Annotated in this window: 22 protein-coding genes and 1 tRNA gene; 19 read left to right on the forward strand and 4 right to left on the reverse strand. The window is 55.6% G+C overall.

The features are described 5' to 3' along the window. Positions 1–9: 9 nt before the first annotated feature. On the reverse strand, positions 10–615 hold the full coding sequence (locus RGU44_RS01645) for a cold-shock protein (RefSeq protein WP_219061295.1): 606 nt from the start codon (positions 613–615) through the stop codon (positions 10–12). Between the two features lie 1156 nt (positions 616–1771). Between RGU44_RS01645 and RGU44_RS01650 the strand changes: the two genes are divergently transcribed. The 17 genes from RGU44_RS01650 (at position 1772) to nadA (ending at position 15831) form a co-directional block, all read left to right on the forward strand. Further along, positions 1772–2119 carry a ribbon-helix-helix domain-containing protein gene (locus RGU44_RS01650; RefSeq protein WP_322180389.1) on the forward strand — a complete coding sequence of 116 codons (348 nt, stop codon included), beginning with the start codon at positions 1772–1774 and terminating at the stop codon, positions 2117–2119. Between the two features lie 237 nt (positions 2120–2356). Beyond that, on the forward strand, positions 2357–4132 hold the full coding sequence (aspS, locus tag RGU44_RS01655) for an aspartate--tRNA ligase (protein ID WP_322180387.1): 1776 nt from the start codon (positions 2357–2359) through the stop codon (positions 4130–4132). A gap of 123 nt (positions 4133–4255) precedes the next feature. Next, positions 4256–5002 carry a YebC/PmpR family DNA-binding transcriptional regulator gene (locus tag RGU44_RS01660; protein ID WP_322180385.1) on the forward strand — a complete coding sequence of 249 codons (747 nt, stop codon included), beginning with the start codon at positions 4256–4258 and terminating at the stop codon, positions 5000–5002. Positions 5003–5130: 128 nt separating this feature from the next. Next, positions 5131–5655 carry a crossover junction endodeoxyribonuclease RuvC gene (gene ruvC / locus RGU44_RS01665; protein ID WP_219064268.1) on the forward strand — a complete coding sequence of 175 codons (525 nt, stop codon included), beginning with the start codon at positions 5131–5133 and terminating at the stop codon, positions 5653–5655. Between the two features lie 115 nt (positions 5656–5770). Continuing rightward, on the forward strand, positions 5771–6379 hold the full coding sequence (gene ruvA, locus RGU44_RS01670) for a Holliday junction branch migration protein RuvA (RefSeq protein WP_322180383.1): 609 nt from the start codon (positions 5771–5773) through the stop codon (positions 6377–6379). Beyond that, entirely contained in the window at positions 6380–7435 is a 1056-nt protein-coding gene (gene ruvB, locus RGU44_RS01675) for a Holliday junction branch migration DNA helicase RuvB (RefSeq protein ID WP_322180382.1), read from the forward strand. Positions 7436–7575: 140 nt separating this feature from the next. Then, positions 7576–8043, forward strand: a complete 468-nt coding sequence (gene ybgC / locus RGU44_RS01680; RefSeq protein WP_322180381.1) for a tol-pal system-associated acyl-CoA thioesterase — start codon at positions 7576–7578, stop codon at positions 8041–8043. Further along, on the forward strand, positions 8033–8728 hold the full coding sequence (gene tolQ / locus RGU44_RS01685) for a protein TolQ (RefSeq protein ID WP_219064264.1): 696 nt from the start codon (positions 8033–8035) through the stop codon (positions 8726–8728). Before ybgC ends, tolQ begins: the two co-directional genes overlap by 11 nt. Positions 8729–8751: 23 nt before the next feature. Continuing rightward, positions 8752–9207, forward strand: coding sequence for a protein TolR (gene tolR / locus RGU44_RS01690; protein WP_219064274.1), 456 nt, complete (start codon positions 8752–8754; stop codon positions 9205–9207). After that, on the forward strand, positions 9207–10298 hold the full coding sequence (tolA, locus tag RGU44_RS01695) for a cell envelope integrity protein TolA (protein WP_322215330.1): 1092 nt from the start codon (positions 9207–9209) through the stop codon (positions 10296–10298). Before tolR ends, tolA begins: the two co-directional genes overlap by 1 nt. Positions 10299–10345: 47 nt before the next feature. Then, positions 10346–11596, forward strand: a complete 1251-nt coding sequence (tolB, locus tag RGU44_RS01700; protein WP_322180362.1) for a Tol-Pal system beta propeller repeat protein TolB — start codon at positions 10346–10348, stop codon at positions 11594–11596. A gap of 52 nt (positions 11597–11648) precedes the next feature. Continuing rightward, positions 11649–12149, forward strand: coding sequence for a peptidoglycan-associated lipoprotein Pal (pal, locus tag RGU44_RS01705; RefSeq protein WP_322180361.1), 501 nt, complete (start codon positions 11649–11651; stop codon positions 12147–12149). Between the two features lie 6 nt (positions 12150–12155). Next, the gene (gene ybgF / locus RGU44_RS01710; protein WP_322215332.1) at positions 12156–12983 is read left to right on the forward strand and encodes a tol-pal system protein YbgF; all 828 of its coding nucleotides are present in this window, start codon (positions 12156–12158) and stop codon (positions 12981–12983) included. Positions 12984–13173: 190 nt separating this feature from the next. After that, a complete protein-coding gene (gene queE / locus RGU44_RS01715; RefSeq protein ID WP_322180359.1) occupies positions 13174–13821 on the forward strand; it encodes a 7-carboxy-7-deazaguanine synthase QueE in 648 nt (215 codons plus the stop codon). Between the two features lie 16 nt (positions 13822–13837). Next, a complete protein-coding gene (gene queC, locus RGU44_RS01720) occupies positions 13838–14512 on the forward strand; it encodes a 7-cyano-7-deazaguanine synthase QueC (protein ID WP_322217727.1) in 675 nt (224 codons plus the stop codon). A 58-nt stretch (positions 14513–14570) separates the two neighbouring features. Next, positions 14571–14646: transfer RNA gene (locus RGU44_RS01725), tRNA-Lys, on the forward strand. A 126-nt stretch (positions 14647–14772) separates the two neighbouring features. After that, positions 14773–15831: a quinolinate synthase NadA gene (gene nadA, locus RGU44_RS01730; protein WP_322215334.1), complete on the forward strand. Its 1059-nt coding sequence runs from the start codon at positions 14773–14775 to the stop codon at positions 15829–15831. Positions 15832–15911: 80 nt separating this feature from the next. On the opposite strand, the gene RGU44_RS01735 is transcribed toward nadA, so the two are convergent. After that, the gene (locus RGU44_RS01735) at positions 15912–17345 is read right to left on the reverse strand and encodes a M48 family metalloprotease (RefSeq protein WP_322180353.1); all 1434 of its coding nucleotides are present in this window, start codon (positions 17343–17345) and stop codon (positions 15912–15914) included. A 153-nt stretch (positions 17346–17498) separates the two neighbouring features. On the opposite strand from RGU44_RS01735, the gene RGU44_RS01740 reads away from it, so the two are divergent. Together RGU44_RS01740 and RGU44_RS01745 are read left to right on the forward strand one after the other, a co-directional pair. Beyond that, a complete protein-coding gene (locus tag RGU44_RS01740; protein ID WP_322180351.1) occupies positions 17499–17750 on the forward strand; it encodes a sulfurtransferase TusA family protein in 252 nt (83 codons plus the stop codon). Between the two features lie 66 nt (positions 17751–17816). After that, positions 17817–18887 (forward strand): AI-2E family transporter, encoded by a 1071-nt coding sequence (locus RGU44_RS01745; protein WP_322215338.1) that lies wholly within the window; start codon positions 17817–17819, stop codon positions 18885–18887. 67 nt (positions 18888–18954) lie between these two features. Here RGU44_RS01745 and RGU44_RS01750 read toward each other — a convergent pair whose 3' ends face one another. Beyond that, the gene (locus RGU44_RS01750; RefSeq protein WP_322180347.1) at positions 18955–19428 is read right to left on the reverse strand and encodes a peroxiredoxin; all 474 of its coding nucleotides are present in this window, start codon (positions 19426–19428) and stop codon (positions 18955–18957) included. 10 nt (positions 19429–19438) lie between these two features. After that, entirely contained in the window at positions 19439–20002 is a 564-nt protein-coding gene (locus RGU44_RS01755) for a glycine cleavage system protein R (RefSeq protein ID WP_322180345.1), read from the reverse strand. Positions 20003–20093: the final 91 nt, after the last annotated feature.

Genomic DNA, 20093 nt, shown 5'->3' on the forward strand with positions numbered 1-20093 from the left:
GGAGAGATTTTAGCGGCGTGGTAGTGCCGCAATTACGTCTTCGGCTTGCAGGCCTTTATCGCGATTCATCACTGAGAACTCGACGCGCTGGCCTTCGACCAGTACGCGATGGCCTTCGCCCCGAATAGCGCGGAAGTGGACGAAAATATCATCGCCGGAGTCGCGGGAAATGAAGCCAAACCCTTTGGAGGTGTTGAACCACTTGACGGTCCCGGTATCGCGGTTGGTCATGTCGTGGCTTTGTGCCGCAGGCGAAGGTGACGATTGATAGAAGCTGACGGCCAAATGCAGCAGCACTGCAATAAGGACACTGATCAGGCTGACAATGATCGCCGGTTGGCCAGCAATGGTTTGCAGTGGAACAAGCAGGGTCAAGGTTTGAAGGATGACGGCAAGCACGAGAAGACCGCTGACCAGATTTTGCAGTTGATGACGAGGGCCTCTGTTCCAGTAAGGGATTACGGGGGCAAGTAACAGGTTGAGCAAGCCGAAAAGCGCCAGGTAAAGCGCATCGGGTTGCAGGAGGTAAGAAGACAGGGCTTCACTACGCAGGCTAGGGATGAAGGAAAGGAGCAGGGCTGCTGCGCCTGTTAGCAAGTGGACGATTTTCAACATTTTAATAAACTCACATTAAGACGGATCACGAGGAAATAGCTGATTGCGCCCGGTACGCTTCTGAATAATAGGAGGCGTAATGCACGAACGGCGAGTCAGCCTATGTGCTACAGCCAAGCGGCACGTCAGTAGCGACACGCGTCTATTTAACAGCAAAGCCGAGGGCTACTCAAATCAACCGCTTAGCGCTGCTTGGGTCCTGATGCTCAGGTGGTTTGATGTGGGGCGGTGGTTTGCGTGCCGATACCTGGTTTAGAGCGGTCGCCATCAGGATCGTGCTGGATGGCAGCCGGTTCGCTCCAGAAAGCGAGACTGCTGTTCGTCGGTTTGCCTGTGACGCCACCCTTTCTGCAACAATTTGTCGGGGTTTGCGGATTCTCTTTGTAGCGCAGTCCTGCATCGGGTTGGTAGAACCCTTCTGTAAAAAAAAGGGGGCATGGTCGTCGATATCGATAGCGGCGAAGAAGATCGTCAGTCGATTATGGACAGTCTTTCTTGTTCACTGTCAGAAGCGTATGTGATTCATTTTAAAGCCCGTAACGTTTATTGGTGTATCGGAGTTTCGGTGTTAAGTCTCCTGTGCATGGTATTTGAAAGGGCGGTGCAGTCAATAGTGTTGAGCACCTTTCAGCGGGTCGATAAAGTGAATAGTGAGTTGGCCGTTTACGTAGTGGCTTAGTGCTCGTTAGCCCATGAGCGCGTCGCAGGAATGCTTGGCTCGCTACTTGACATTAAATAATGGTGGTTTGCAAATTGCGCTGCTTGCGTTACTGGCGTGGTTTGCTCGTCATTTCTTTGTTGCTCGTCTGCGTTCTCTTCCAGTAAATCATCTGGATACGACAGCTTTTTTCGAAATTATTCCTTTGTTTTCAATGAGTTATATTCTATATGATCGAGTGCATAAAAATAGCTGCTTATCCTGTTTTCCGGGGGGCAGTCAACGAATGGAATAGTTAAGGGGGCCGTCGTACAGGGGGGCGATTGGCGAGTTAGCTGCGCTCGATAATCCTCACTGAAATGCAGCAATGTCCTACAGGCTTGGTGTGTTTGTTCTGCTGGTCAGAAATATTTAATTGGCTTTACATAAAGGTGGTTCTTATATTTATTGATGTCCAGCTTATGTGCATTAGATGGACGGCACGTGAAGGAGGCTGTAATGATTCGACGCAGTGGGCGTATGCTACAAGATCCTGGCCGCTATGGAAAAATACAAGACGATCCCTTTGTTGAGGATTTTAATATGAACCTTGCGCGTCCTCATTCGAGGTCGGTTCGCTTAAATGGGTTGGCGACATGTTTGCGCCTGGAGGAAGTGTACTGGGGTATTTTGGCTGATATTGCCCGCTCCAACAGTTGCTCGGTCAATGCAGTCCTGTCTTATGTTGATCGAGAAGTGCATCTACGCCATGGCGGTGTGAAAAATTTCAGCGGGCTGATTCGCGTGGTGTGCGTCGCTCATTTGCAAAAAAACGATGCGACAGCGCTTTCCTCGGTCCTGGCGTGACCTTGTCCGGGCGATCATGGGCTGCAGGCAGGGCTCTCGTCAGGTGGAAGGCACATATGTTGACGTGATCAGGTCGGGCGGCTGCACAGTGTCCATTAACCCTATATAATCCCCCGCCTTACTACGTGGCGCAGGCCGGACGGGTTGAACTGCACGCCAAGGTTCTTGCACTATTGAGCGCAAGCGAAGGGCGAGAGCTCCACCGAATTTCGAATTACGAGAAGTGAAAACACCATCATGATGCGCAGCCATTATTGCGGCCAACTGAACGAGAGCCTGGAAGGTCAGGAAATTACCCTTTGCGGATGGGTCCACCGTCGTCGTGATCATGGCGGGGTCATTTTCCTCGATATCCGTGATCGTGAAGGCTTGGCTCAGGTGGTGTTCGACCCTGATCGCGCTGACACCTTTGCTGCCGCCGACCGCGTGCGCAGCGAATACGTGGTCAAGATCACCGGTAAGGTGCGCGCACGTCCTGCTGGCGCAGTTAATGCGAACATGGCGTCCGGCGGTATCGAAGTGCTGGGCTATGAGCTCGAAGTGCTGAACGAGTCGGAAACACCGCCGTTCCCGCTGAACGAGTTCTCCGACGTTGGTGAAGAAACGCGCCTGCGTTATCGCTTCATCGATCTGCGTCGTCCGGAAATGGCGGAAAAGCTGCGCTTGCGTTCGCGCATCACCACCAGCATCCGTCGCTATCTGGATGAAAACGGCTTTCTCGATGTCGAGACGCCGATCCTTACCCGTGCTACACCGGAAGGCGCTCGCGACTATCTGGTACCGAGTCGTACCCACCCAGGCAGTTTCTTTGCCTTGCCGCAATCCCCGCAGCTATTCAAGCAGTTGCTGATGGTCGCTGGCTTCGATCGTTACTACCAGATCGCCAAGTGCTTCCGCGATGAAGACCTGCGTGCTGACCGCCAGCCGGAATTCACCCAGATCGACATCGAGACCAGCTTCCTGAATGAAGCAGACATCATCGGTATCACCGAGAAGATGATTCGTCAGCTGTTCAAGGAAGTGCTGGACCTGGAGTTCGGCGACTTTCCGCACATGACGTTCGCAGAAGCCATGCGTCGTTATGGCTCCGACAAGCCGGACCTGCGTAACCCGCTGGAACTGGTCGATGTTGCCGATCAGCTCAACGCCGTAGAGTTCAAGGTGTTCAGCGGTCCAGCCAACGATCCTAAAGGTCGTGTCGCAGCCCTGCGTGTACCGGGTGCCGCGAGCATGCCGCGCAGTCAGATCGACGAATACACCAAGTTCGTCAGCATCTACGGCGCTAAAGGCCTGGCTTACATCAAGGTCAACGAGCGCGCCAAGGGCGCCGAAGGCCTGCAGTCTCCAATCGTCAAGTTCATCCCTGAGGAAAACCTCAAGGTGATTCTGGACCGTGTGGGTGCCGTCGATGGCGACATCGTGTTCTTCGGCGCAGACAAATCCAAGATCGTCAGTGAAGCCTTGGGCGCATTGCGGATCAAGGTCGGTAACGACCTGAAGCTGCACACGTGCGAGTGGGCACCGATGTGGGTTGTCGACTTCCCGATGTTCGAAGAGAACGATGACGGCAGCTTCAGCGCGCTGCATCACCCGTTCACTGCACCCAAATGCAGCCCTGAAGAGCTTGAGGCCAACCCGGCTACGGCATTGTCCCGTGCTTACGACATGGTCCTTAACGGTACCGAGTTGGGCGGGGGGTCAATCCGTATCCACCGCAAGGAGATGCAGCAAGCGGTCTTCCGTCTGCTGGGTATCGAAGCAGACGAACAGCAAGAGAAGTTCGGCTTCCTGCTCGACGCTCTGAAGTTCGGCGCGCCACCGCACGGTGGTTTGGCTTTCGGTCTGGACCGTCTGGTGATGTTGATGACCGGCGCTCAATCGATCCGTGAAGTGATCGCGTTCCCGAAAACCCAGAGCGCTGCCGATGTCATGACCCAGGCCCCAGGCGTGGTTGATGCCAAGGCATTGCGCGAGCTGCACATCCGTTTGCGCGAGCAGCCCAAGGCTGAATGACGCTGAGCAGGGCGCATCATCTTGATGATGCGCCCTGGGTCGGGTCCTGATTTTGTTGAAGCTTTTTGCTCGTGTTCATTGGGCGAAAGGTGAGTGTGTTTCAAAAAGAATTCGGAGCGAGTTATGGCAGGTCATTCTAAGTGGGCGAACATCAAGCACCGCAAAGAGCGTCAGGATGCCAAGAAAGGCAAGATTTTCACCAAGTGGATTCGCGAACTGACTGTCGCTGCCCGTCAAGGTGGGGGTGATCCGGGGTCGAACCCGCGTCTGCGTCTGGCATTGGACAAGGCGCTTGGTGCGAACATGACGCGCGACACGATCGATCGTGCCGTGGCGCGAGGTGCTGGCGCTGCCGAAGGTGATGATGTCGAAGAGCTCGGTTACGAAGGCTATGGTCCGGGTGGTGTGGCCGTCATGGTCGAAACCATGACTGACAATCGCAACCGCACTGCCGCAGCTGTTCGCCACGCGTTCACAAAATGCGGCGGCAACCTGGGCACTGATGGTTCGGTGGCTTATCTGTTTGATCGTAAAGGGCAGATTTCATTCGCGCCTGGCGTTGATGAAGACGCGCTTATGGAAGCCGCGATGGAAGCGGATGCCGATGATGTGGTCACCCATGAGGATGGCTCCATTGATGTGTTCACTTCCTTCTCGGGGTTCTATGCCGTGCGGAATGCGCTGGAGGCTGCCGGTTTCAAGGCACTCGACGCGGAAATCGTCATGTTGCCGACGACCAGCGCTGTACTCGATCTGGAAACGGCTGAAAAGGTACTCAAGCTGATCGACATGCTCGAGGACCTGGATGACGTGCAAAACGTCTATTCCAATGCGGAAATTCCGGACGAGGTCATGGAACAGCTCGGCTGATAGGTGCCTGTCAGTTCTGGATTTGAGGCCGGAGGTACGAAGCCGTGATACTCACGCGCTATCGGCCTCCGGCTTCTGCCTTTATGCTGCGTTCAATTGTGTGCGTCACTTATTAAGCTGCAGGCGTTATGACTCTTATTCTTGGTATCGACCCCGGTTCGCGAATCACCGGCTATGGCGTGGTGCGGGACACCGGTCGCGGCTGTGTGTACGTGGCCTCGGGCTGTATTCGCACCGGCAGCGGTCTGCTGCACGAGCGTTTGCAGATTGTGTATCGCGGTGTACGTGAGGTCATTCAGACGTACGGTCCCGTGACCATGGGTATCGAGAAAGTGTTTATGGCGCGTAACGCCGATTCCGCGCTCAAGCTGGGTCAGGCGCGTGGCGCGGCCATTGTTGCCGGTGCTGAAGAGAGTCTGGAGATCGCCGAGTACACCGCGACCCAGGTCAAGCAGGCGGTGGCCGGGACCGGTGGCGCCAATAAAGAGCAGGTAATGATGATGGTCATGCATTTGCTCAAACTGACGACGAAACCTCAGATCGACGCCTCCGACGCCCTGGCTATCGCACTGTGTCATGCACATACGCGTTCGAGCCTGATACCGCACGGCTTGAATACCGCACGCAGTCGCGGCGGGCGGCTGCGTCTCTGATAGCATCATCGGCTCAAACTTTTTAGCTTGCAGGTCTTCTCACTCCTGTAATGATTGCGACCATTATTTGTGCCAACGTCATGCTTATGACGGGCCACGAGAAAGGATCTGATACGTGATTGGACGGTTACGCGGCTTTTTGGCTGAAAAACATCCGCCGCACCTGGTACTGGATGTCAACGGCGTCGGCTATGAGCTGGAAGTGCCCATGACGACTCTGTATCGGCTGCCCCATGTTGGCGAACCGGTGACCTTGCACACCCATCTGGTGGTTCGTGAGGACGCGCACCTGCTTTACGGTTTCTTCGAAAAGCGCGAGCGTGAACTGTTTCGTGAGCTGATTCGCCTCAATGGTGTCGGTCCGAAACTGGCATTGGCGCTGATGTCCGGCTTGGAAGTGGATGAGCTGGTTCGCTGCGTTCAGGCTCAGGACACCTCGGCCTTGACCCGGATTCCGGGCGTCGGCAAGAAAACCGCCGAGCGTTTGCTGGTCGAGCTCAAGGATCGTTTCAAAGCGTGGGAATCCTTGCCGGGCACCTTTACCCTGGTTTCAAACGGGCCTAACGCCGAGCCACTGGTGGCGACGGCCGAAGCCGATGCGGTCAGTGCGCTGATTTCCCTGGGTTACAAACCTCAGGAAGCCAGCAAGGCGGTATCTGCGATCAAGGAAAAAGATTTGAGCAGTGAAGATCTGATTCGACGTGCTTTGAAAGGAATGGCTTAAGTGCTCGACGCTGACCGTTTGATAACCTCCACAGGCCGTGATCGTGATGAGCAGCTGGATCGTGCAATCCGTCCATTAAGCCTGGCCGATTACATTGGCCAGCCCACCGTGCGCGAGCAAATGGAGTTGTTCATCCAGGCTGCGCGTGGACGTAGCGAAGCGTTGGATCACACCTTGATTTTCGGCCCGCCGGGTCTGGGCAAGACCACTCTGGCGCATATTATTGCCCAGGAGATGTCGGTCTCCATCAAGAGTACCTCGGGGCCGGTGCTTGAGCGTCCCGGTGATTTGGCGGCGATATTGACCAATCTCGAGCCCAACGATGTGCTGTTCATCGACGAGATTCATCGGCTCTCGCCCATTGTCGAAGAAGTGTTGTACCCGGCGATGGAAGATTTTCAGCTCGACATCATGATCGGCGAAGGTCCTGCTGCGCGTTCGATCAAGCTCGATTTGCCACCGTTTACGCTGGTGGGGGCCACCACGCGTGCGGGCATGTTGACCAACCCGCTGCGTGATCGCTTCGGCATTGTTCAGCGTCTGGAGTTCTATAACACTGCTGATCTGGCGACCATCGTCATGCGCTCTGCCGGTATTTTGGGGCTGCCTATCGAGCCCGAGGGTGCCTTTGAGATTGCCCGTCGTGCTCGGGGTACGCCGCGTATCGCCAACCGCTTGCTGCGTCGTGTGCGTGACTTCGCAGAAGTGCGTGCCACCGGTCATATCACCAAGCCGATTGCCGATCTGGCGCTGAACCTGCTGGATATCGATGAGCGTGGTTTCGACCACCAGGATCGACGTCTATTGCTGACGATGATCGAGAAGTTCGATGGCGGCCCGGTGGGTGTCGACAGCCTCGCTGCAGCGATCAGTGAAGAACGGCACACAATTGAAGACGTACTCGAGCCCTATTTGATCCAGCAAGGCTATATCATGCGTACCCCTCGTGGACGTGTCGTTACCCGGCACGCCTACCTGCACTTTGGTTTGAACATCCCGTCACGGATGGGGGACATGCCAGTCGCCAGCGATTTTGTCGACGAAGGGGGCGAATAATTAAAACTATGAAGGCACCGATTTATTCGGGGTTTTGGTGGTCTGACAGGCTGATGTGCGGTTCTGGTCGGCAATTAGCTGAAAAACAATGAAAAACAGTCGCCTGGCGGATTGGCAACCTGAGGAGTAAGCACTAGAGTATGCGCGCGCAAAACGGGGTTCAGTCGTTCGCACATCGCTGTCGCGTTTATTACGAGGACACCGATGCTGGCGGCATCGTTTACTACGTCAACTATTTGAAGTTCATGGAGCGGGCTCGAACCGAGCGACTGCGGGAGTTGGGCTTTGCTCAGTCGGAGCTTGCAGGGGAGAACTTGTTGTTCGTCGTGCATTCCAGCGAGGCGCGCTATCACAAGCCGGCGCGATTGGACGACGAGCTATTGATAAGCGCTGACGTCATTGAATTGAACCGCGCCAGCCTGCGATTTCGGCAGCAGGTCAGGCGGGCTGCGGATGAAACACTGCTCTGCGAGGGGCAGTTTCTGGTGGCGTGTGTACGCGCCGATAGTTTGAAACCCCGGGCCATTCCCGAAGCTTTGCGTGCGGCCTTTGCCGGCCAGAGCGGCGCGGGTACACATTTAGAGCAGGAGATAAAGCGTGGAAGCTAACGTCGTCGACCATTCCTCCATGTGGAGTATGGTCAGCAATGCCAGCATCGTTGTTCAGTTGGTCATGCTGATCCTGGTGGGTGCCTCAATCACCTCGTGGGTCGTGATTTTTCAGCGCGGCAATATGCTGCGCGCAGCTCGTCGTGCACTGGAGAGCTTTGAAGAGCGTTTCTGGTCGGGTATTGATCTGTCCAAACTCTACCGTCAGGCCGGGAGCAATCCAGACCCTGACTCAGGCGTTGAGCAAATCTTTCGCGCCGGTTTCAAGGAGTTCTCCCGTCTGCGTCAGCAGCCAGGTGTCGATCCTGATGCGGTCATGGAAGGCGTGGCTCGAGCCATGCGCGTGGCCATTTCCCGTGAGGAAGAGAAGCTGGAGCAGGGCCTGCCCTTTCTTGCGACTGTCGGCTCCACCAGCCCCTACATCGGTTTGTTCGGTACAGTATGGGGGATCATGAACTCCTTCCGTGGTCTGGCGACCGTCCAGCAAGCCACCCTGGCGACTGTTGCACCGGGTATTTCCGAAGCCCTGGTCGCAACCGCTATTGGTCTATTCGCCGCTATCCCGGCAGTAATCGCCTACAACCGTTTTGCCGCTCGCGGTGAACTGTTGATCAGCCGTTACTACACGTTCGCCGATGAGTTCCAGGCGATCCTGCACCGTAAAGTGCACACCAGCGAAGAGTGAGCAGGTAATTCCCAATGGCTTTAATCGCTCGAGTTCGCCGCAAACGCCGCAAGCCGGTTGCCGAAATGAACGTGGTGCCTTACATCGACGTGATGTTGGTGTTGCTGGTCATTTTCATGGTCACCGCGCCGATGCTCAATCAGGGCGTGAAAGTCGACCTGCCCAAAGTCTCCAGTGAGGCCTTGCCGCAGGACAACAACACTCAGGTTCTGACTATTTCGATCAAGGCTGACAAGACCTATTACTGGAACCTTGGCAGTGAAGTCGATACCGATAAACAGATGGACAAAGCCATGACGTTGCCCCAGATGACCAGCGCGGTGACCAAAATCATCAGCGCCGGTCGTGAAAGCGGCAAGCAGACCCAGGTCTTTATCCGTGGTGACAAAACCGTTGATTATGGCTCTGTAATGGGCGCAATGGGCGGGCTGCAGAAAGCAGGGGTCGGTAATGTTGGCTTGATTACCGAGGCGCCCTGATGCACCAACAGCGAGAGCCGTCCGCCTCGGAAAGCTACTTCTGGCCCAGCGTCTGGGCTGTGGCCCTGCACATCCTGATATTTGGCATGCTCTTTGTCAGCTTTGCCATGACCCCGGATCTGCCGGAAGCCAGGCCTATCGTTCAGGCGACCCTGTATCAGTTGAAGTCTAAAAGCCAGGCAACGACCCAGACCAATCAGAAAATTGCCGGTGAGGCGAAGAAAACGGCTGCCCGGCAAACTGAAGTCGAGCAACTGGAAACGAAAAAAATCGAGCAGCTAAAACAGGAAGCTGTAAAAGCTGCGGAACAAAAGAAAGAAGAGGCGGCTCAAAAAGCCGAAGAGAAAAAGGCTGAGGACGCGCAGAAAGCAGAGCAGAAGGCTGATGAGGCCAAGAAAGCCGATGATGCCAAGAAAGCTGACGAAGCCAAAAAGACCGCTGATGCTAAAAAGGTCGAAGAAAAAAAATTGGCTGATATAGCCAAGAAGAAAGCCGAAGAAGACGCGAAGAAAAAGGCCGAAGAAGACGCGAAGAAAGCCGCGGCTGAAGAAGCCAAGAAGCAGGCTGCCGATGACGCGAAGAAGAAAGTCGCGGAAGACGCTAAGAAAAAAGCCGCTGACGACGCGAAGAAAAAAGCCACCGACGACGCCAAGAAAAAAGCGACTGCCGATGCTGCCAAAAAGGCAACAGAAGCCGCGCGTAAATCTGCTGAAGACAAGAAGGCGCAAGCCTTGGCTGAATTGCTCTCCGATAAAACGGAACGGCAGCAGGCGTTGGCAGATGAACAGGGCGATGAAACTGCGGGCAGCTTTGATGATCTGATTCGTGCGCGTGCTGCTGAAAGCTGGGCTCGCCCACCGTCGGCGCGCAAGGGCATGAAAGTGGTGCTGCAGATCAATATGTTGCCGGATGGTACGGTGACATCGGTCAGTGTTTCCAAGTCCAGTGGCGATGCGTCTTACGACAGTTCGGCCGTGGCTGCTGTTAAAAACATTGGTCGTTTGACCGAAATGCAGGGTATGAAGCCAGCCGATTTCCAACCCTATCGCTCATTCAAGATGACATTCACACCAGAGGATCTAGCTCCGTGATTAACATCCTTCGAGGACTGCTTGTCGTTCTTTGCTGTGCAGCGGGAATGGTCGCTGCAGAAGAAAAGAACATCATGGTCACCAGTGGTAGTGACCGTGCCACTCCGATTGCCGTTGTGCCTTTTGGCTGGCAGGGCGGTAACGTCTTGCCCGAGGACATGTCGGAAATCATCAGCAATGACCTGCGTAACTCGGGCTATTACTCACCGATTCCAAAGCAGAACATGATCAGCTTGCCGACCTCGGCCAGCGAGGTCATCTATCGCGATTGGAAGGCGCTCGGTGCGCAGTACTTGATGGTAGGCAGCATCGTTCCTGCGGGCGGTCGTCTGCAGATCCAGTACGCACTGTTCAATGTCGCGACCGAGCAGCAAGTGTTGACGGGTAACGTCTCTGGCACGACCGATCAGTTGCGCGACATGGCGCACTTCATCGCCGACCAGTCGTTCGAGAAACTCACCGGTATCAAGGGTGCTTTCTCGACGCGCATGCTGTACGTCACCGCCGAGCGTTTCTCCGAAAACAATACGCGCTTCACTCTGCAGCGTTCGGATTATGACGGTGCGCGGGCAGTGACTCTGTTGCAGTCGCGTGAACCGATTCTGTCGCCGCGTTTCGCTCCAGATGGCAAGCGTATCGCCTATGTGTCGTTCGAACAGAAGCGTCCGCGTATTTTCGTCCAGCATATCGATACGGGTCGCCGTGAACAAATCACCAACTTCGAAGGCCTCAATGGCGCGCCTGCGTGGTCTCCGGACGGTAGCAAGTTGGCGTTCGTGCTTTCCAAAGACGGCAACCCGGAAATTTACGTGATGAACCTGGCCTCGCGTCAATTGAGTCGCGTGACCAATGACGGGGCGATCGACACCGAACCGTTCTTCGGCAAGGATGGTTCGACGATCTACTTCACGTCCGACCGTGGTGGCAAGCCACAGGTATACAAAACCAGCATCAACGGCGGCGGTGCCGAGCGTGTGACCTTTATAGGTAACTACAACGCCAACCCTAAACTGTCGGCCGATGAAAAGACGTTGGTAATGATTCATCGTCAGGATGGCTTCACAAACTTCAAGGTAGCAGTGCAGGATTTGCAGCGCGGTACAGTAAAAATCCTCACAGATAGCAACCTTGATGAGTCGCCTACTGTCGCACCCAACGGCACCATGGTAATCTACGCCACCCGCCAGCAGGGCCGGGGAGTCTTGATGCTCGTGTCCATTAATGGACGCGTAAGGCTCCCGCTTCCTACCGCTCAAGGCGAAGTCAGAGAACCTTCCTGGTCCCCTTACCTGAACTGACGCGGCGCTACACGTTTTACTTAACACACTGGGGTTCATTAGGAGTTTCAAGATGGAAATGCTGAAGTTTGGTAAATTTGCTGCGCTGGCTCTGGCCATGGCTGTAGCTGTAGGTTGCTCGTCCAAAGGCGGCGATAATGCCGGTACAGGCGCTGCTGTAGATCCAAACGCTGGTTACGGCGCTAACACTGGCGCTGTTGATGGCAGCCTGAGCGAAGAAGCTGCTCTGCGCGCAATCACCACCTTCTACTTCGAATACGATAGCTCGGACCTGAAGCCAGAAGCCATGCGCGCTCTGGATGTTCACGCTAAAGACCTGAAAGCCAATGGCGCTCGCGTCGTTCTGGAAGGCAACACCGACGAACGTGGTACTCGTGAGTACAACATGGCACTGGGCGAGCGTCGTGCGAAAGCCGTTCAGCGTTACCTGGTACTGCAAGGTGTTTCCCCAGCTCAGCTGGAATTGGTTTCCTATGGCGAAGAGCGTCCAGTTGCTACCGGCAACGACGAGCAGTCCTGGGCTCAAAACCGTCGCGTCGAACTGCGTAAGTAATTTGACATGCGAACGTGCCGTCGTGCTTTAGCCGTTTTGACTCTCACCCTTCCGCTTTTTGCGTGGGGTGCGGTTCCTGTGGTAGATGACAATTCTGGCTCTGGTAGCAGCAGTTATCCGCCAGCGGGTTATGGCACGTCCGGCGCCTATGCCGGGGGAGGGGTTACGGCCCCTGCCTCGGCACAGGGTCAGCTGTTCATGCAGTTGCAACAAATGCAGGACGAAATCGCGCGGTTGCGCGGTACTGTCGAGGTTCAGCAAAACGATATCCAGCGCATGAAGCAGGAAGCACTGGAGCGTTATCAGGAACTCGATCAGCGCATTAGCGCTGGAGCTGGAGCTGGCGGTGCGCCCGCAGCAGCTACCAATAATTCTCAAGCCAGCGGCGATATAAATGCCGGTGGTACGCCTGCGGCGCCTGCAAGTCAGGCTCCTGCGGCAAATGCGGAACCGGGTGATCCGGCGAAGGAAAAGGTCTATTACGACGCTGCCTTCGATCTGATCAAGGCCAAGGATTTCGACAAAGCCAGTCAGGCGTTCGCGGCTTTCCTGCGCAAATACCCGAACAGCCAATATGCGGGCAACGCCCAGTACTGGTTGGGCGAAGTGAACTTGGCCAAAGGTGATCTGCAAGGTGCCGGTCAAGCCTTCGCCAAGGTCAGTCAGCTGTACCCCAAGCATGCCAAAGTCCCGGACTCGCTCTATAAGCTTGCAGATGTTGAGCGTCGTCTCGGTCATACCGATAAGGTAAAAGGCATTTTGCAGCAGGTTGTCTCCCAATATCCGGGTACGTCGGCTGCACAGTTGGCTCAGCGGGATCTGCAACGCATGTGATATGCGTATCGTCAGAGGTCACTGACACCTGTTCTGTTAAAGAAAGCCGCGCTTGTCGCGGCTTTCTTGTTAGAATTCCGCACCCGAAATTCCGGCAATACATTCGCTTCCCTGAATCATGCGCATGCAGGTTCCTTGAAGTGCCTAACGGAGGCGGACGGCCTGTTTAGCTGTTACGCCCGTGGCTCATATGCAAGACACATTACGAATCACCGAAGTTTTTTACTCGCTGCAGGGTGAAACGCGCACTGCGGGCTTGCCCACTGTTTTTGTGCGTCTTACTGGCTGCCCGTTGCGTTGTCAGTATTGCGACAGCGCCTACGCGTTCAGTGGCGGCAGCATTCAGACCCTCGATGCGATCCTCGAACAAGTAGCCGCTTACCGTCCGCGCTATGTATGCGTGACGGGTGGTGAACCCTTGGCCCAGCCCAATGCAATCCCTCTGCTCAAGCGTCTGTGTGACGCCGGCTATGAAGTGTCACTGGAAACCAGTGGCGCTCTGGATATCTCGGCGGTCGATCCGCGTGTCAGTCGTGTTGTCGATCTGAAAACACCGGGCTCCAAAGAGGTCGGGCGCAATCGTTATGAGAACATCGAGCTGTTGACGCCCAACGATCAGGTCAAGTTTGTGCTCTGTTCCCGAGAAGACTACGACTGGGCGGTGTCCAAGCTGATTCAGTACGGCCTGGACCGGCGAGCCGGCGAGGTATTGTTCTCTCCGAGCCATCATGAGTTGAAAGCGCGGGACCTGGCTGACTGGATCGTGGCGGACAACCTGCCGGTACGCTTGCAAATGCAGCTGCATAAACTCCTCTGGGACGATGAGCCGGGACGCTGATATGAGTGAATTACAGATGACTGAGAAAAGAGCAGTAATTCTATTGTCCGGTGGCCTGGACTCGGCCACCGTGGTAGCGGTGGCGCTTGCTGATGGCTACACCTGCTACACCATGAGTTTCGACTACGGTCAGCGTCACCGTGCCGAGCTGGATGCAGCAGCGCGCGTCGCTCGCGATCTGGGTGTGGTTGAGCACAAGGTTGTCGGTCTTGATCTGAACGGTATCGGGGGGTCCGCGTTGACGGACAGCTCCATCGCCGTGCCTGAATCCCCTGGCGAAGGTATCCCGGTGACTTACGTGCCAGCACGTAATACGGTTTTTCTTTCGCTGGCACTCGGTTGGGCTGAAGTGTTGGGCGCGCGGGATATCTTTATCGGCGTCAACGCAGTGGATTATTCCGGTTATCCAGACTGCCGTCCCGAGTTTATCGAAGCATTTGAGCGCCTGGCCAATTTAGCAACCAAGGCGGGCGTGGAAGGGCAGGGCTTCACTATTCGAGCGCCACTGCAAAACTTGAGCAAGGCCGACATCGTCAAGGCTGGCATGCGTCTGGGCGTCGATTACGGGCTCACTGTTTCCTGCTATCAGGCCGATGATCAGGGCCGTGCATGCGGCAAATGTGACAGCTGCCGCCTGCGCGCAGAGGGCTTTGTAGCGGCTGGTGTAACCGACCCAACGCGTTATTTTTGATTTAAATTCAGATAGGTGTTGAATTAATCATAGAAATCAGTAATATACGCACCACGTCGGGTCGTTAGCTCAGTTGGTAGAGCAGTTGGCTTTTAACCAATTGGTCGTAGGTTCGAATCCCACACGACCCACCATTTTTTATGTCGACGTATTTATAAAGCTGGAAGGCCCATGAAAATGAGGATTTCCGGCTTTTTTTTTGCGTCTTTTTCAGGTGTACACTCGATATCCGCGCACAAGCGCATTGAGGTCCAGCGAACATGACGCAGATTTCAGAACGGCTTCTGGTCCAGGCCCATCTAGATGCCAAGCAGCCGAAAGTACTGAGCGTTGAAGAAGAGGCTTTTTACCGTGCCGCGATTGCTGCCGAGTTGAAAGCGCAAGACGCGGTGCTGGTTGCCCACTACTACTGTGACCCCGTTATCCAGGCTCTGGCTGAAGAGACCGGCGGCTGCGTGTCCGACTCGCTGGAGATGGCGCGTTTCAGTAACCAGCATTCGGCGAAAACCGTGCTGGTCGCAGGTGTGCGCTTCATGGGCGAGACGGCAAAAATCCTCAATCCGGAAAAGCGTGTGCTGATGCCGACGCTGGAAGCTACGTGCTCCCTGGACCTGGGTTGCCCGGTCGATGAGTTCTCGGCGTTCTGCGATCAGCACCCCGAGCGCACTGTGGTGGTGTATGCCAATACGTCGGCTGCGGTCAAAGCCCGTGCAGACTGGGTAGTGACCTCGAGTTGTGCGTTGGAAGTTGTCGAAAGCCTGATGGATAACGGCGAAAAGATCATTTGGGCGCCAGACAAGCATCTGGGGCGTTATATTCAACGGGAAACCGGTGCCGACATGCTGCTATGGGACGGTGCTTGCATCGTTCACGAAGAGTTCAAATCCAAGCAGCTGGCCGACATGAAAGCGCTGTATCCGGAGGCCGCGATTTTGGTCCACCCCGAATCGCCGGAGGCCGTGATCGATTTGGCTGATGCCGTCGGTTCGACAAGCCAGTTGATCAAAGCCGCGCAAACGTTGCCGAACAAAATGTTTATCGTTGCGACTGATCGCGGCATTTTCTACAAGATGCAGCAGTTGTGCCCCGACAAAGTTTTTGTCGAAGCGCCAACGGCCGGTGAGGGTGCTGCGTGCCGCAGTTGCGCGCATTGCCCCTGGATGGCGATGAACACCCTTGAGCGCACCTTGCAGTGTCTCCGCGAAGGCTCTAACGAGGTTTTCGTCGACCCCGCATTGATTCCGCGTGCCTTGAAGCCTCTGCAGCGCATGCTGGACTTCACGCATGCAGCACGCTTGAAGCTGTCTGGTAATGCCTGATCCTGAGTCAGGACAAGTCAGAGTGCAAAAAAAAGCCCGACCATTGAGTCGGGCTTTTTGAATCGGGCAGAAAATCGTACCTAGTTCATCATTTCCTTGAGCATCCGCTCCTGTTCGATCAACTCCTTCTGCCGGGCGTCGATGCGCGACGCTAGCTGGAAGTTGTTGTTCGAGCGACGCTTGGCGAACTCCAGTTGCTGCAGGGCCTGCTTGTAATCGCCAGTCAGTGCGAAAAATTCTGCGCGTGCCTGGCTCGAGCCAACCATGTCGCCGGACAGGCCGCGTGTGTCTGCAACGAGGTTCCAGATGTCAGGGTCAGCAGGGCGCGCCTTCAATAACACTTCAAGCGCTTTTCCGGCATCGGCAGGGTGGTTTTGCTTGAGCAGCAAATCAACGTGAACCTGATTCAGCGGATAATTGTCCTGGTACAGCGCCAGCATCCGGTCAGCCCGCTGTTTGGCGTCGGCCATTCGATTATTTGTGACGTCCAGATCAATCTGCGCCAGGTTGTAGGTAATGTCGTTCGGGTCTTTAGCCAATAGCGGCTTGAGATTTTCCCGCGCCTCGTTGAGTTGGCCTGCTTTGATCTGGGCAATCGCCAGGCCGTAGCGTGCGGCCTCGGATTTTGGATTTTCGTCGAGCTGGGCGCGGAAACGTTTTGCAGCGATCCCTGGCGTCTCTTCATAGAAAAGCGCAACGCGCGCTCGCATCAGTTGATAGCGAAGGCTGTCTTCTTTGCCGCCGGTTTTTTCCTGTTCGGCACGGTTGCGGGTGTCGGCAATACGCGATTCTGTGACCGGGTGAGTCAGCAGAAATTCGGGCGGTTTGGCATCGAAGCGGTACTGTCGCATCAGTCGTTCGAACATGCTCGGCATCGCGCGAGGGTCATAACCGGCCTTTTGCAGATTGATGATGCCGATGCGGTCGGCCTCTTGCTCGTTTTGCCGCGAGAAGCGCTGCTGCTCCTGGATTGCTGCCGCCTGCGAGCCCATGATCGTTGCGATGCCTGCGTCACCCGCGCCTGCGGCTGCGATAACAATCCCTGCGAGCATGGCGGCAAGGACAGGAACCTGCATGTGTTGTTGTGCTTCGATGCCGCGAGCGAAGTGCCGTTGAGACAAGTGAGCCAGTTCGTGGGCCAGTACCGCAGCATACTCGGCTTCGGACTGGGCATTGAGGAATAATCCGCCGTTGACCCCGACAATTCCGCCTGGCGCGGCAAATGCGTTCAGCTCCCGACTATTGATCAGGATGAATTCCAGGCGTCGATCCTGCAGTTGACTGGTTTCGGCGAGTCGATAGACCGTTGTCTCGACGAAATCCTTAAGCTGTGGGTCGGACAGTTGCGGGACCTGGCCGCGCAGCAGGCTCAGCCATGCGCGGCCCAGTTGATGTTCTTGTTGTGGAGAGACGATGGCAGAGCTGGCGTCGCCGAGTGACGGCAGGTCGTCGGCGAAACTCGGCGAGGCGAGCAGGCACGCGAGCGTCAACAAGGTAGGGCGCAAAAATTTCATGCACAGAGCTCTAGGCAATCAAAGAACCCTTACTGTAGCTGGCTCAATGGCTTGCTGACCAGAGTGGGGTATTCTTGCAATTGTGTACGAAACATCCGTCGTCGTTATTTGACGGCCATAACGCGATCCGATGTGCCTGTCTGGAGAGAAACAATGTCTGACGCTGTAGAGCGGCCCGAGGCCTGTGACGCTGAACTCGACGCCAGTGGGCTGAATTGTCCGCTGCCGCTGCTCAAGGCCAAGCTGGAGCTTAATCGCCTGGCCAGTGGCGCGATCCTTAAAGTCACCGCGACTGATGCCGGTTCTCAGCGCGATTTCCGAACTTTTGCCCGGCTTGCAGGCCATACCTTGCTCCGCGAGGAGGTTGAAGTCGGGGTTTATCGCTACTGGTTACGTAAAGCCTGATGATTCCCGCAGTCAAATCGTTGTGCGATTGATTGTTACCCATGATGACTGCCTGAAGGATTCTTGATGTTCAAAGTGCTACGCGACTGGATGCAGCGCTACTTCTCCGATGAGGAGGCTGTGGTGTTGGCGGTATTGTTATTTGTGGCGTTCACGGCCGTTCTGACGCTCGGCGGCATGCTTGCGCCGGTGTTGGCGGGGATGGTGCTGGCATTTCTGATGCAGGGCGTGGTCAACTTTCTGGTGCGTCTGCGCGTGCCGGAACTGTTCGCTGTCGGGCTGGTATTCGCGTTGTTCATGGGCGTGCTGCTGGTGTTTTTGTTGGTGTTGGTGCCGTTGCTCTGGCATCAATTGATCACCCTGTTCAATGAGTTGCCGGGCATGCTCGCCAAGTGGCAATCGCTGCTGCTGTTGCTGCCAGAGCGTTATCCTTATCTGGTCTCGGATGAACAGGTGCTCCAGGCTATCGAGGTTGCGCGCGGTGAAATCGGCAAGTTCGGTCAGTGGGCGCTGACATTCTCGCTTTCTAGCCTGCCTTTGTTGGTCAACATCATGATCTACCTGGTATTGGTGCCGATCCTGGTGTTCTTCTTCCTCAAAGATCGCAACATGATCGGAAGCTGGTTTCGTGGTTATCTGCCGCGTGAACGGGCCCTCATTACCCGAGTGGCTCAGGAAATGAACAGGCAGATCGCCAATTACATTCGCGGCAAGGTGATCGAGATATTCGTCTGCGGAGGTGTCACGTACATAGCGTTCGTCGCGCTGGGGCTCAATTATGCGGCCTTGTTGGCGATGTTGGTGGGTGTGTCGGTGGTGGTGCCCTATGTCGGTGCGGTGGTGGTTACAGTACCGGTCGCGTTAATCGCCTTGTTCCAATGGGGTTGGAGTGATCAGTTCATTTACCTGATGACGGCCTACGGCGTGATCCAGACGCTTGATGGCAATGTGCTGGTGCCGCTGCTGTTTTCCGAGGCGGTCAATCTGCACCCGGTCGCGATCATCTGCGCCGTGTTGCTGTTTGGCGGGCTGTGGGGCTTCTGGGGCGTGTTCTTTGCGATTCCGCTGGCTACCCTGTTCAAGGCTGTGATCGATGCCTGGCCGCGCAAAGAGCCTACTGTGTCGCCGCTGTTGTAAGGGGGCGGTGACGCTTTCGCTGCAAGCTACTTCAATGTGTGCTGGCAGCGAATGTCTTCTGCGGCAATCAGCTGTTATTCAACCGTTGGGCTTGTTCAAGCACCGCAGCTACATGGCCAGGTACTTTCACGCCGCGCCACTCTTGGCGTAGTACGCCGTCTTTGTCGATCAAAAACGTACTGCGATCTACACCAAGGTATTCTTTGCCGTAGAGTTTTTTCAGTTTGATCACATCGAACAGTCGGCACAGGGTTTCGTCCTTGTCCGAAATCAATTCGAACGAGAACGCCTGCTTGAGCTTGAAGTTCTCATGAGATTTCAAGCTGTCGCGTGAGACGCCGAACACCACGGTGTTGGCCGCTTCGAACGCGGCGTGCTGATCACGAAACCCCTGACCCTCTGTGGTGCAGCCCGGCGTACTGTCTTTGGGGTAAAAATAAATCACCACCTGCTGGCCCTTGAGCCCGGCCAGACTGATGGTCTGTCCGCTGGTGGCCTGCGCCTGAAAGTCGGCGACAGGTTGGTCTAGGGCGACGGCCATTAGTGTTTCCTTACATGGGAGCTTGTGGGCGCCAAGGTTCGATCAGCGCATCGAGATTCAATGCATCGGCGAAATCGAGGAACTGATCACGCAACCAGCTGATCTGGATACCGGCAGGCAATGTGACGGTGAAGGTCGCATTGAGCATGGTGCCGCCTGTCTGAGGCGCCTGATACGTATCGCAGATGAGATTTTCCAGTTCGACGTTATGGTCGATGAAAAACTGGCAAAGCTCATTAATGATATCCGGGCGATAGACCGAGCTGACGTAAGCCACATAAGGCAGGGCCTCAGGACGGGTTTCGAGGCTGGCGCTACGCACGACGCTGACGGTGAAGGCGTGTTTCTTCGACAGGCTGGACAGGGTCGTTTCCAGGCGAGCCAATGCATCCCAGTTGCCTGAAACCTGAAGAATCAGCGCGCTGCATTCGCCGTGACGAGTCAGACGTGAACTCACCACTGAGCAGCGGTTTTCATGACTGGCGCGGCACAGCACGTTGGTCAGCTCCATTGGGTTTGCGCCAAGGGCACTGATGACAAGGAATTGTTCGCGAACTGTGGGGATGGACGACATGCAACATTCCTAAGCGATGAGCGGTCAGTACATACGTTGGCTTGCACGGCCGATTCGACAGCCTCTTCGCCCCTAACCTCGACCCGAGCCC

The organism is Pseudomonas sp. 5C2, assembly GCF_034314155.1.
GTDB lineage: Bacteria > Pseudomonadota > Gammaproteobacteria > Pseudomonadales > Pseudomonadaceae > Aquipseudomonas.